Raw genomic sequence first — 12,833 nt, forward strand, 5'->3', positions numbered from 1 at the left:
GGCTCTTCTAGCGAATGCTAGTGACGCCTTGACTCCCCATAGCCGCCTCCAGCACCAGTGCGGGCTGCGGCCCCATGGGGCCTGATCGGTCCAACATCCTGAACCAGCCCAGGTACGAATCAAGGTATTTCGTTGCAACGCCCTTGAAGCGCTGCATCCACCCGCGCAGCCTGCTGACATAGGCATTGACGTTTTGAACATGCCAGGGGCCTCTCACACGCCTACCCCGGCTCACGTTCACCGCCTGGTGCTGCACGCCCAGGGCCCGCGCAGCGCTGGCCAGTGTGACGCTGCCGTCGGTGCATAGGATGGTGTCTGGTGGCAGCAAGGGTTTGAGTGCAGTTTGCACACTCACCGCTTGGTTCGTCTGCAGGATGAGGTTGGCCGTTGCTCCGGCCCGGTCTCGCGCCATCAGCACCGGGGTGTATTCCAAGCCCTTGCAGCCAGCCAGCGCCTTACCGCCGCGTCGGCGAGGACGACGCAGCAAGCCTCTGTGTCCCTTGCAGGAGGCCAGGAAGTAAGACTCATCGGCCTCGGCGATGCCCACAAGCTGGCGTGCCTGCACGCTCTTGGGGCAGGCCAGGAAGCGGTGGCGCCAGCGAAAGGCGGTGCTTTGCGCCACACCCAGGCGCAGGGCCACCTGGTTGAGTGAGAGTCCTTCGCTCAAGACCTGCGCCTGGCCCATCCACTTATCCCGCAGATGCAGGCGTGCCAGCGGTGTTCCAGTCAAGGCGTTGAAGGTGCGCGCGCACTGGCGGCACTTGAAGCGTTGCAGCCCGTTGGCCGAGCCATTCTTGACAAGCTGCGGGCTGCCGCAGTGCGGACAGGTTCGGTGGGCGCTGCCATGTGCTTCTACAACGGCGATGGCTTGACTGTGATCGAGCAGCGCCTGCAGGCAGCTTGCCAGTTGCTGGCGCTGGTGGTGCGTCAGCTGGGGCAGGCTGTGGATCAAGCGCGTCATCTGTTGCTGTCGCATGGCCTTCTCCTGGGGCAGACGCAAGCGCGTCATGCTGGGGAGATGGGGGCGTAGCGCTACGGTTAAAGACTCATCACTAGCATTCGCTAGAAGAGCCTGTTTTTGGCTGGATGCGCTAGAAGAATATGCGCTGGTTGCTATGAAATTTGAAGCGCTGTGCGTTCTGCGCGTTAGGGCGCCAGCGTCTTCGGCCGGTAGTCGCAATACTCGCTCACCACACATTCCCAGCAGCGCGGCTTGCGCGCCTGGCACACATAGCGGCCCAGCAGGATGAGCCAGTGGTGCGAGTCCACCGCATAGGCGGCGGGCACGCGCTTCATCAGCTGCAGCTCCACTGCCAGCGGGTTCTTGCCGGGCGCGAGGCCTGTGCGGTTGCTCACGCGAAAGATGTGCGTGTCCACCGCCATCGTGGGCTGGCCAAAGGCCACGTTCAGCACCACGTTGGCCGTCTTGCGGCCCACGCCGGGCAGGGCCTCTAGCGCCTCGCGCGTGCGGGGCACCACGCTGCCGTGCTGCTCCACCAGGATGCGGCAGGTCTCCATCAGGTTCTTGGCCTTGGTGCGGTACAGGCCGATGGTCTTGATGTAACCCTCCAGCCCCTCCAGACCCAGGTCCAGGATGGCCTGGGGCGTGCCAGCAACTGGGAACAGCTTGCGCGTGGCCTTGTTCACACCCACGTCAGTGGCCTGGGCCGACAGCAGCACGGCGGCCAGCAGCTCGAACGGAGTGGTGTATTCCAGCTCCGTGTTGGGCATCGGGTTGGCCGCCTTGAGGGTGGCGAAGAAGGGCTCGATCTGGGCGGTTTTCATCATCATCGTTGGCGGTGTGGGGCAGGGGGCTGGCTTCTTTTGGCGGGCGCGGCCGGTGGCGCATTGTCCCGCAGCTGCGCCTGCAGAAACTCCAGGAACATGCGCACGGCAGCGGGCAGGGTGCGGCCGCTCAGGGTTTGCAGCTCGGCGGCGCGGGCGCTCATGCCGGGCTCGCGGATCTGGGCGGCATGCATTTCGCCGCGCTGCACGCGGTCACGCACCGTCACCTCGCCCGAGATGGACAGGCCGCCGCCATGCAGCACAAAGTGCATCAGCGTCTCGAAGTGGTTGCACACCAGCGCGGGCTCAAAGACGAGGCCCCGCTGGCTGCAGCCAATGTCGAACAGCTGGCGCACGGTGTTGTCGCGCTCGGGCAGGGCGATGGGGTAGGCGTGCATCTGCGCCAGCGTGACGGAGTGGGCGCGTGCGAGCGCGTGGTCAGGCCGCATGATGGCAATGACGGGCGCGGCTTGGCGGTGCTGCACGGTGATGTCCCGCTCGGCCGAGCGGCTGTAGGTCAGGCCAATGTCCGCATCGCCGTTGAGCACCGCCACGGTCACAGCTGCTGGGCTGGCCACGCGCAGGTGGAACTGGATGCCGGGGTACTGCAGGCGGAACTGCGCCATCACGCGGGGCAGGAACTCGATGGCAAAACCCGCAGAGCTGCAGATGCGCACCAGCCCCGTGCGCAGGCCCTGCAGCGCCTGGATGTCGGAGACCACGCGGTCGGCCTCCAGCGCGCCGCGCCGGGCATGGGCGGCCAGCAGCTCGCCCGCCGCGCTGGGCGCCATGCCCCGTGGGCGCCGGTCAAACAGCGGCACGCCCAGCAGGTCTTCGAGGGCGGCGACTTGGCGGCTCACGGCCGAGGGCGACACATTGAGGCGCGCGGCGGCCTCGCTAACCGAGCCGCTGCGCACCACCTCCAGAAAGTAGCGCAGCGCCGTGTCCTGCAAGCGGCTGGAAAGCATGGGGGGCCTTTCGGGGTGTGGATTGCGTAAAACGCAAAGATAACCCCAGAAATCGTTGATTGTCGAAACGCAGCAGGCTGCTTATGCTGACTTACCAATGACACATTCACCGGCCCCAGCCCCCATGCCTTCTGCAAACAGCGTCACCCCGGGTGGCACCCCCAGACACATCGTGGACTACACGGCTACCGAACTGTCGCGCGCCATCCATGCGCTGGAGGTCTCCTGCACCGAGGTGCTGGACGCCTACCTGGCCCAGGTAGACCGGCTGAACCCCGTGGTGAATGCATTGGTGGCGATGGTGGACCGCAACGCCCTGCGCACGCAGGCGTCAGAGCGCGATGCGCAACTGGCGCGCGGCGAGAGCCTGGGCCCTCTGCATGGGTTTCCGCAGGCGCCCAAGGACATCATGCCCGCCGCAGGCATGGTCACCACGCGGGGCTCGCCCATCTTTGCCGGGCAGGTGTCGGCCACCGACGCCGTGGTGTTCGAGCGCATGCGCGCAGGCGGCGCACTGTTCATCGGCCGCAGCAACTCGCCCGAGTTTGGCCTGGGCGGGCACACCTACAACCCGGTGTACGGCACCACGCGCAACGCCCACAACCCGGCTGTGTCGGCGGGGGGCAGCAGTGGCGGCGCAGCCGTGGCAGTGGCCCTGCACATGCTGCCTGTGGCCGATGGCTCGGACATGATGGGCTCGCTGCGCACGCCAGCGGCGTTCAACAACGTATACGGCCTGCGCACCTCGTTCGGCCTGGTGCCGCACGGGCCGACGGAGGAAGTGTTCTTCCAGCAGTTCAGCGTGGCCGGGCCCATGGCGCGCAACATCCCGGACCTGGCGCTGCTGCTATCGGTGCAGGCGGGTTTTGATGCGCGCCTGCCGCTCACGCGCCGGCACGAGGATGTGGCCCTGCTGGGCCAGCCGCTGGAGCGCGACTGGCGCGGTGCCCGCATCGGCTGGCTGGGTGACCTGGGTGGCCATTTGCCCACCGAGCCTGGCGTGCTGGCCACCTGCGAGCAGGCGCTGGAGCACTTTCGCACCGTGGGCTGCACAGTGGAGTCGGTGGTGCCCGCGTTCGACCTGAAGCAGCTGTGGAACGCATGGATCGACTTGCGCAGCTTCAGCGTGGCAGGGGCCAATGCGGCCTTGTATCGCAACCCGGCCACGCATGCGCTGCTCAAGCCCGAGGCGGTGTGGGAGATCGAGCGTGGCATGCGCCTGACGGCCCTGCAGGTGTACGACGCGGCCCGCGTGCGCAGCGCGTGGTACCAGGTGCTGCGCGGCCTGTTCGAGCAATTCGATTTTCTGGTGTTGCCCGCTGCGCAGGTCTTCCCCTTCGATGCCGGGCTGGACTGGCCCCACGAGGTCGGGGGCCGCACCATGGACACCTACCACCGCTGGATGGAGACCGTGGTGCCCGCCACCATGGCCGGCCTGCCCGCGCTGGCAGCCCCCGCAGGCTTTGGCCCCGGCGGCCTGCCTGCGGGGCTGCAGATCATCGGCCCGGCACAGTCTGACGCCGCCGTGCTGCAGATCGGCCATGCCTACGACCAGGCCAGTGGGTACGCGCGCCAGCGCAGCCCTTTGCTGGGGTGACCTGGGCCTCGCTGCTCGCCATTCCGTCTCCCACCGTGAACCCCCGCTACCCCCCGCTTTTGTCAACGTGCTTTCTGGAGAGCTTCACCATGCTGCGTTCCCGCTTCGTATCGAGTCTTCTGCTCAGCGCCCTGGTGCTGGGCGCGCCCGGCCTGGCGCAGGCACAGACTTACCCCGACCGGCCCATCAAGCTGGTCGTGCCTTTTGCCCCAGGCGGAGCCACCGACATCCTGGGACGTTTGCTGGCTACGGCCCTGGGAGAGCGTCTGGGGCAGCCCATGGTGGTCGAGAACCGGCCCGGCGCGGGCACCGTGGTGGCGGCGTCCATGGTGGCCAAGGCGCCCGCTGACGGGTACACGCTGCTGCTCGGGTCCAACACCACGCTCACCATGAACCCGGCCATCCGCACCAACCTGCCGTACGACCCCATCAAAAGCTTCACGCCCCTGGCCCTGGTGGCCGACATGGGGCTGCTGCTGGTGGCCCACAACGACACCCCGGGGCAGTCGCTCAAGGACATCGTGGCCCAGGCCAAGGCCGCGCCGGACAAGTTCTCGTACGGCTCCTATGGCACGGGCTCGTCGGTGCACTTTGGCGCCGAGATGCTCAAGACCACTGCAGGGTTTCCGATGATGCACGTGCCTTTCAACGGCAGCTCGCCCAGTCTCACGGCGCTAATGGGTGGGCAGGTGCAACTGGCGGTGGACACGGTGGTGGCGTCCACGCCGCTCATCAAGTCCGGCAAGATCAAGGCGATTGCGGCGCTCAGCCCGCAGCGCCTGGCCCTGCTGCCCAATGTGCCCACGGTGGCCGAAAGCGGCTACCCCGGCTTTGACATGGGATCGTGGTTTGCCTTCGTAGGCCCGGCGGGCCTGCCCGCACCCGTGCAGAAAAAGCTGGAAAAGGCCCTGGCCGAGACCGTGGCCTCGGCGGAGTTCAAGAAGAAGATGGTGGACATCGGCCTGACGCCGCTGGGTGGCAATGGCGACGCGCTGCGCGCGCGCATTGAGCGCGAGCTGCCGCTGATGCGTGCCGTGGCGGCACGGGCGGATATCCGGGTGGATTGACGGTCCGCGCTGAAAAGGGCTACCCGGCCCGTCAGCGCAACCCTATGGGATTCAGCGCGTCCGCTTGACCGGAATACACAGCCAGCACGGAAAGCGCCCCGTGGCCGGGTCCACCGCAAAGTCCTCGTCGTAGATCTCCAGCGCAGCGCGGGGCTCCCATTCCCAGCCATCGGGGATCTGGCCCGGCGTGCCCATCTGCGCCCAGGCGGCGGCAATCTCGGGCCCCGTGCCCACAAAGTGCATGCAGGCGTAGTCGCCGCCTTCGTAGTCCATCACCTGCACATCGGGCCCGGTGCGCAGGCCCACGCCAATCTGCACCGCTGCGTCATAGCGGCACTGCTCGGGCGGCGTGCAGGCCGGGTCGTCGTAGCTGAAGCCATAGAACTTGGGGCGCGGATCATTCAGCCGATGGGCGGCACACCAGCTGCCAAAACGCTCCCACAACTCGGTCAGGCCCGGGTGGCCGTAGGCGCCGGTGTGGCGCATGGTGGCAAGGCGCATGCGGGGCAGGGTGCGGAGGGTCAGGGTCATGGCGGGCAGGGCAGTGGCGATGGATGGAAAACCCAGTTTAGAGCCTCTTGGAAAGACACCGCATGAATCCTGCGTCGCAATTGGCGACAATGCACAGTTTGTTGCCAACCACTTCTGTCCACGCCATGCAATTTGCCGACCGCCTGAACAACGTAGAAACCTCCGCCATCCGCGAGCTTTTCAAGCTGCTGGGCAAGCCCGGCATCATCAGCTTTGCGGGTGGCTTTCCGGACAGCGCGATGTTTGACGTGGAAGGCATCCGCGCAGCCAGCAACGCCGCCCTGGCCGAAGAGCCCGGCGCCGCATTGCAATATGGCGCCACGGAGGGCTACAACCCGCTGCGCGAGCAACTGGCCGCCTTCATGACCAGCAAGGGCGCCAAGGATGTCGCGGCCGACAACCTCATCGTCACCACCGGCAGCCAGCAGGCGCTGGATCTGCTGGGCAAAACCCTCATCAGCCCCGGCGACAAGGTGATTGTGGAAGGCCCGACCTTCCTCGCCACCATCCAGTGCTTTCGCCTGTACGGCGCCGAACTCATCAGCGCGCCCATCGATGGCAACGGCGTGAAGACCGACGAGCTGGAAAAGCTCATTGCCGAGCACAAGCCGAAATTCGTTTACCTGATCCCCACCTTCGGCAACCCCAGCGGCGCCATGCTGAGCCTGGAGCGCCGCAAGGCCGTGCTGGAGATGGCGGTGAAGCACAACACCCTGATCGTCGAGGACGACCCCTACGGCGACCTGTACTTTGGCGATGCGCCTCCACCCAGCCTGCTCAACCTGTCGGCCACCGTGCCCGGCAGCCGCGATCTGCTGGTGCACTGCGGCAGCTTGAGCAAAGTGCTGTCGCCCGGCCTGCGCGTGGGCTGGATGATTGCCCCGGCCGAGCTGCTGGGCAAGGCCACCATGTGCAAGCAGTTCAGCGATGCACACACCAGCACCTTTGCGCAGGCCACGGCCGCGCAGTACCTCAAGGCCGGCCGCATGCCTGGCACCCTGGCCCATGTGCGCAAGGTGTACGCCGAGCGCGCCCAGGCCATGGGCGATGCGCTGCGCAAGGAGCTGGGCGACGCCATCGAATTTGTGCAGCCCCAGGGCGGCCTGTTCGTGTGGGCGCGCCTCACGGGGGCAGGCGGCAAGGTGGCCGATGGCAACGTGCTGGCCAAGCGCGCGATTGATAAGGGCGTGGCCTTTGTGCCCGGCACGCCGTTCTTCTGCGCTAACCCCGACCACGCCACCTTCCGCCTGTCGTTTGCGACGGCCGATGTGGACAAGATCCGCGAAGGCGTAGCGCGCCTGGGCCAGGCGATCTGACGCCTCCATGTCCGACACCAACGATCTCGCCAACGTTCTCCAGCGCCTCGAAAGCCTGGAGATCAAGGCCAGCTTTACCGAAGACCTGCTGGACCAGCTGAACATGACCATCTACCAGCAGCAGCAACTGATCGACCGGTTGACGCACGAGGTCATCCAGCTGCGCCAGCAGGCGCCCGAAGGCGGCTCGAACGGCCCGCGCAACCTGCGCGACGAGCTGCCGCCGCATTACTGATCTAGAGATCTAGGCTTTCACGGACCGCCAGGCTGCGTCCGCCAGTTCTGTGCGGTAGGTGGTGGGCGACGGCAAACCGCCCTGGGCCACATTGCCCGACAGCCAGGCCCTGCAATAGCTCTGCACCGGCCCCATCACCAGCGATGGCATCAGCTCGCACGGCAGGTCGCGCAGCGCGCCGGATCGGCGGTGCGGCTCGAACCAGGCCACCAGCGCCTGGTTGCGGCGCCGTGCGGCCTCGGCCAGGTCCGGCGTGCGGGGGCCCGCTGCCACGGCGCCGCGTGCCTGAAACAGAAAACGCGCCCGCTCGGGCTGCGCCACCACCCAATCCAGGTAGCCCGTGACCAGGGCCTGTACACCCGCCTCCACGCCCTGGGCGGCATCGAGGTGCGCCTGCACGCTGCGCGACTGGTCGTGATAGATCTCGAAGAACAGCGCTGCCACGATGCCGTCGCGGTTGCCAAAGTGGTGATAGATGCTGCCCACGCTGGCCCCGCAGCGCGCCCGCACGCCGTCGATGGTGACTGCATCCACGCCGCCTTCGGCCGCGCAGGCCAGGGCGGCGTTCAGGATGTCCTGGCGGCGGTCGGTGGTTGCTTCGGCAGGGGATGAGGTGGGGGGCGGGGAATTGCGGCTTGCCATGGAACGGGATTCTAGAATAAAGTTCTAGAAAATACTTCTAGTTCACGATCCTTCCATGCATTCCTCTCCTCCCATGGCCGCTCCTGCCGCTCCTGCCGCTCCTGCCGCCGCTGCAGCCGCTGCCTCCATGCCTGGTGCCGCGTTGTATCCGCACCTGCTTGCCCCGCTCGATCTGGGCTTCACCACCCTCAAGAACCGTGTGCTCATGGGCTCCATGCACACCGGGCTGGAGGACGGGCGCGACCTGTCTCGCATGGCGGCGTACTTCCGCGAGCGGGCCGAGGGAGATGTGGGCCTGATCGTGACGGGCGGGTTCGCACCCAACATCGCGGGCTGGGCCAAACCGTTTGCGGGCACGCTGGCGACCTCGGGCGCGGCCAAGCGCCACCGCGTGGTGACCGAGGCCGTGCACGAGGCGGGCGGCAAGATCGCCCTGCAGATCCTGCACACGGGCCGCTATGCCTACCACCCGCTGGCGGTGGCGCCGTCGCGGCTGCAGTCGCCGATTTCGCCGTTCACGCCGTTCGCGCTGTCGGCGAGCGGGGTGGAGCGCCAGATCCGTGCCTTCGTGCGCTGTGCAGTGAAGGCGCGCGAGGCGGGCTACGACGGCGTGGAGGTGATGGGCTCGGAGGGCTATTTCATCAACCAGTTTCTGTCGCAAGCCACCAACCTGCGGCGCGATGCCTGGGGCGGCGACTACAGCCACCGCATGCGGCTGCCCGTGGAGATTCTGGCCCGCATGCGCGAGGCCGTGGGGCCGGACTTCATCATCATTTACCGCCTGTCGATGATCGACCTGGTGCCCGGCGGCAGCGCGTGGGACGAGATCGTCACCCTGGGCAAGGCCGTGGCCACGGGCGGGGCGAACATCGTCAACACCGGCATTGGCTGGCACGAGGCGCGGGTGCCCACCATTGCCACCAGCGTGCCGCGCGCAGCGTTTGCCTGGGTCACGCAAAAGATGAAGGCCGAGTTTGCGGCGGCAGGCATCACCACGCCGCTGGTCACGTCCAACCGCATCAACACGCCCGAGGTGGCCGAGCAGGTGCTGGCCGATGGCTGCGCCGACATGGTGTCCATGGCGCGGCCCCTGCTGGCCGATGCGGCGTTTGTGAAGAAGGCTGCGCAAGGACGGGCCGACCGCATCAACACCTGCATCGCCTGCAACCAGGCCTGCCTGGACCATGTGTTCCAGAACAAGACCAGCAGCTGCCTCGTCAACCCGCGTGCTTGCCATGAGACGGAGCTGGTCTATCGCCCGATTGCCACGCCCGCATCGCGCAAGCGCATCGCCGTGGTGGGCGCGGGGCCTGCAGGCCTCACCGCCGCCACGGTGGCTGCCGAGCGTGGCCACGAGGTCCACCTGTTCGACGCGGCGCCCGCCATCGGCGGCCAGCTCAACATGGCCAAGGTGATTCCGGGCAAAGAAGAGTTCCACGAGATGCTGCGCTACTTGGCCACACGCGTGGAAGACACGGGCGTGCAGCTCCACTTGAACCGCAAGGTCGCAGCCGCCGACTTGGCTGGCTTTGACGAGGTCATCGTGGCTACGGGCGTGGAGCCACGTGACCCGAAGATCCCCGGCCAGGACCACCCCAAGGTGCTGAGCTACATCGACGTGCTGCGCCACGGCAAGCCGGTGGGCGAGCGCGTGGCCATCATCGGCGCGGGCGGCATCGGCTTTGATGTGGCCGAGTTCCTCACGCATGGTGAGCACCCCTCCACCACGCTCGATTTGCCCGCCTGGAAGGCCGAATGGGGTATCACCGACCCGGCCGAGGCGCGCGGTGGCCTGGCCGCCAGCGGCCCGCGTGTGACGCCCCCTGCACGGCAGGTGACGCTGCTGCAGCGCAAGAAGGGGAAGCTGGGCGGCGGCCTGGGCAAGACCACGGGCTGGATCCACCGCACGGTGCTGAAGATGAAAGCGGTGGAGATGGTGGGTGGCGTGAACTACGAGCGCATTGCCGACGAAGGGCTGCTGGTCTCGTACGGCGAGAAGCGCGAAGACCCGACCTGGATCCCTTGCGACACCGTGGTCCTGTGCGCGGGCCAGGTGCCGTTGCGCAGCCTGGCGCAGGACCTGGAGGCCCAGGGCCGCAAGCCCCACCTCATCGGTGGTGCGCTGGAGGCCGGCGAGCTGGACGCCAAGCGCGCCATCGACCAGGCGGCGCGGCTGGCAGCCCGGCTGTAGGTCGGTGCGTACATCGCCTGCAGGGGCTCACAGGGCCTGTCAGGCGTGTTGTTGAGGTGTTTTTGGCTGGTGGCGCTAGTGGAATATGCCTGAGCAGCTATATTTTTGATAGTGAATACAGGATGGCGACTGCCGTGATGGGTCACGGCAGCTGTGCCCTCCTTGTCCCTCAGGCGGACAGAGTCAATGCGTTGAACACCCGCAGCGCTGCCCACGCGTCGTTGGCCGCGTAGACCAGCTGGGCCTCGCTCAGCCGGGCGTTGGCCCAGTTGGAGGTGGCGGCTTTTTTGGACTTGATAAAGCGCCGGTTGAACAGCACCGCCACGGCCCCTTTCACGCCCATGTCCTTGCGGTAGCCGCGTTGGCGGAACACGGTGTTCAGCTCCAGCACATCGGCCGGTTGCACGCCCAGCTTGTGCTGGATGCGCTTGGTGTCGTCACCCAGCCCAAAGCCCGCCTTGGTCACCCCCTGCAGGGCCAGCAGCTCGGCCACGCGCGCTCGGCAGCCGGGGTCGTGCAGCTGGAACACCCAGGCCCGCTCCAGCGTAGCCAGTTGCACGATGTGCGGCCCGTCCGACGGCTCATCGCGCACAAAGGTGGGTTTGGATTCGGTGTCAAAACCCCAGGCACTGGCGCTGGCCAGCGCCTGGCAAGCCTGATCGGCCTGTGCAGGCGTGGCGACCAGCGCAATGCGGTCCATGCCCAGGCGTTCAAAGGGTTCCAGCAGCGCGATCTGGTCTTTGTCTGGCGTGGGGCGCTGGGTAGTGCGCGCAGAGGGGTGGCGGGGCGCGGAGGGCGGCTGGCGCCGCGAAGGAGGAGAGGCCGTCATGCGGGCCATTGTGCCGTGTGGGTGTCCCTTCAGCGTTTGCCGGTTTTGCGCAAGCGGGGGGCTTCCTCAATCTGACCCAGGGCTTGCTCACAAGCCGCCACCGACTGGGCCTGCCGCCCCGCCAGCCAGCCTGCGCCAAACCAGGCCTTCAGGTCGCCGGACTCTGCAAGCTCGCGGTACAGCGCTGCCGCCACACGCTCGTCATTGAGGCGACCCAATGCCGACAGCGCTGGCTGCAGGCTGTCCAGAAACCGGGCGCTGTGTGCATCCAGCGCGGGCGCCACGAACTCTGTGAGGTAGCGCAGGCGTTTGAGGCGTTTGCGCAGCCGGTGCTGTGCCTGGGGCGTGCGCGTGGCAAAACCCCGTGCGCCTTTTTGCACCTGGGCATGCAGTGCGCGCAGGCGCTGCTGCAGCAGGTGGCGCGTGGCACGGGCGTCCAGGCCTGCTGCGGCGTCGCCCGTGGCGTTCAGCCCTGGGGTGGAAAAGGCCATCAGATATACCAGCGCTTCCTGACAGGCCGCATCGCGCACGATGTGTTGTGCAGCCTGGGCCTCCAAGCCGGTGGTGTCGTTCGGGTGGGTGGACAGGGGCGGCGCTCCGGCATCGCGCAGTTCGGCACCGATGCGTTGCATCACCTGGCTGCGGTCCCGCAGGTGGCCGAGCTGCTGGAACACATGGACCAGGGGCGGCTCCCAGGCGGGGTCAAAGTTGCCTGGGGCCAGCGGCGCCAGCTCGCGCAGGGCGGTGCGCAGGCGGCGGATGCCGATGCGCAGCTGGTGCAGCAGCTCCTCATCGCTCGCACCTTCGGCAATGTCGCTGGCGGGGCCCAGGATTTGCTGCAGGCACTGCGCCACCACGGCGCGCTGCAGGGCCTGCCCGGCGGGCAGTTGCTGGTACAGGGGGGACCGGGGTCGGGCCTTGCGGGGCGAACCGCTGCTGGCTGGGCTGTCAGATGGAATGGGAATGCCCGATGGACTGCCAGCTGGTGCCAGCAGGCGCTCGCCCCGTTCGGCCTTGGACACGGTGCTCAGATACAGCCCGTGCCGCGTGGCCCACTGCGCGGCGAGCGCTGCCAGGCCCGTCACCGGCCCGGCCTTGAGTTCCAGCTCCAGCTCGCAAATGGGGGCCTCGGCCTGCTGGGCTGTGCCCCGGTGGGCCACCACCCGGCCGGTGTCCAGCGCCAGCTCGACCACGGTTCCATGGCGGGTGATATCGCGTGTCAGCCGGTCCATCTCGGTGCCATAGGTTTCGACGAGGGGGCCACCAGCGGTTTGCAGGGCCTGCTGCAGCCGGGCGCCTGCCACGGTGCCGCTGTGCAACTGGGGCAGGGGCTCGGGCGCGATGCCTTCTATGGCGGGGCCGCGTGCGACGTTGTGCTCCTGCCGGTCCAGCGGGCCATCGCCCAGCGCCTTGACGGTTTGCACCCACTGGTCGCCCTCGCGCCGCAGGCGAAACGCTATGCCGCGTGACGCCAGTGCGCCGTCGGGCGTGTCGAAGTAGCGGGCCTCCATGCGGATGGCGACACACCGGCCCCGGCGTACTGCCGCTTGCACGGCAGCCAGACGGTCGGGCGGGATGCAGAACTTGAATTCGATTTCCATGGTGGCTGCATTATCCCGTGGTATCCCCATCGCGGGGCCGCGCCGGATGAAGGGTGCGCAGAGGTTATCCG

12 protein-coding genes are annotated in these 12,833 nt (G+C 67.4%); 5 read left to right on the top strand and 7 right to left on the bottom strand.

Going from position 1 to position 12,833, the window contains the following annotated elements:
• Positions 1-7: 7 nt before the first annotated feature.
• From ATF69_RS17660 to ATF69_RS17670, 3 genes are all read right to left on the bottom strand, one after another.
• Positions 8-976 (bottom strand): IS1595 family transposase, encoded by a 969-nt coding sequence (locus ATF69_RS17660; protein WP_099729449.1) that lies wholly within the window; start codon positions 974-976, stop codon positions 8-10.
• Positions 977-1,146: 170 nt separating this feature from the next.
• Complete coding sequence (gene nth, locus ATF69_RS17665; protein ID WP_056065129.1) at positions 1,147-1,785, bottom strand: endonuclease III; 639 nt, start codon at positions 1,783-1,785, stop codon at positions 1,147-1,149.
• Positions 1,786-1,787: 2 nt separating this feature from the next.
• On the bottom strand, positions 1,788-2,753 hold the full coding sequence (locus tag ATF69_RS17670) for a LysR family transcriptional regulator (RefSeq protein ID WP_146871805.1): 966 nt from the start codon (positions 2,751-2,753) through the stop codon (positions 1,788-1,790).
• 124 nt (positions 2,754-2,877) lie between these two features.
• On the opposite strand from ATF69_RS17670, the gene ATF69_RS17675 reads away from it, so the two are divergent.
• Both ATF69_RS17675 and ATF69_RS17680 read left to right on the top strand, forming a co-directional pair.
• On the top strand, positions 2,878-4,350 hold the full coding sequence (locus ATF69_RS17675; RefSeq protein WP_146871806.1) for an amidase: 1,473 nt from the start codon (positions 2,878-2,880) through the stop codon (positions 4,348-4,350).
• Positions 4,351-4,439: 89 nt separating this feature from the next.
• A complete protein-coding gene (locus tag ATF69_RS17680) occupies positions 4,440-5,417 on the top strand; it encodes a Bug family tripartite tricarboxylate transporter substrate binding protein (protein ID WP_146871807.1) in 978 nt (325 codons plus the stop codon).
• A gap of 51 nt (positions 5,418-5,468) precedes the next feature.
• Here the strand turns inward: ATF69_RS17680 and ATF69_RS17685 are convergent, their stop codons facing one another.
• On the bottom strand, positions 5,469-5,948 hold the full coding sequence (locus ATF69_RS17685; RefSeq protein WP_146871808.1) for an AraC family transcriptional regulator: 480 nt from the start codon (positions 5,946-5,948) through the stop codon (positions 5,469-5,471).
• 125 nt (positions 5,949-6,073) lie between these two features.
• On the opposite strand from ATF69_RS17685, the gene ATF69_RS17690 reads away from it, so the two are divergent.
• Entirely contained in the window at positions 6,074-7,264 is a 1,191-nt protein-coding gene (locus ATF69_RS17690; protein ID WP_146871809.1) for an aminotransferase-like domain-containing protein, read from the top strand.
• A 7-nt stretch (positions 7,265-7,271) separates the two neighbouring features.
• Entirely contained in the window at positions 7,272-7,499 is a 228-nt protein-coding gene (locus tag ATF69_RS17695) for a SlyX family protein (protein ID WP_008906148.1), read from the top strand.
• Positions 7,500-7,508: 9 nt separating this feature from the next.
• On the opposite strand, the gene ATF69_RS17700 is transcribed toward ATF69_RS17695, so the two are convergent.
• A complete protein-coding gene (locus tag ATF69_RS17700) occupies positions 7,509-8,141 on the bottom strand; it encodes a TetR/AcrR family transcriptional regulator (RefSeq protein WP_146871810.1) in 633 nt (210 codons plus the stop codon).
• Positions 8,142-8,268: 127 nt separating this feature from the next.
• On the opposite strand from ATF69_RS17700, the gene ATF69_RS17705 reads away from it, so the two are divergent.
• Positions 8,269-10,332 carry an NADPH-dependent 2,4-dienoyl-CoA reductase gene (locus ATF69_RS17705; RefSeq protein ID WP_146871981.1) on the top strand — a complete coding sequence of 688 codons (2,064 nt, stop codon included), beginning with the start codon at positions 8,269-8,271 and terminating at the stop codon, positions 10,330-10,332.
• Positions 10,333-10,501: 169 nt separating this feature from the next.
• On the opposite strand, the gene ATF69_RS17710 is transcribed toward ATF69_RS17705, so the two are convergent.
• Positions 10,502-11,170, bottom strand: a complete 669-nt coding sequence (locus tag ATF69_RS17710) for a 3'-5' exonuclease (protein WP_146871811.1) — start codon at positions 11,168-11,170, stop codon at positions 10,502-10,504.
• Positions 11,171-11,190: 20 nt separating this feature from the next.
• A complete protein-coding gene (locus ATF69_RS17715) occupies positions 11,191-12,762 on the bottom strand; it encodes a CYTH and CHAD domain-containing protein (RefSeq protein ID WP_146871812.1) in 1,572 nt (523 codons plus the stop codon).
• Positions 12,763-12,833: the final 71 nt, after the last annotated feature.

The organism is Acidovorax delafieldii (genome assembly GCF_007993815.1).
In the GTDB taxonomy this organism is placed as follows: Bacteria; Pseudomonadota; Gammaproteobacteria; order Burkholderiales; family Burkholderiaceae_C; genus Acidovorax; species Acidovorax delafieldii.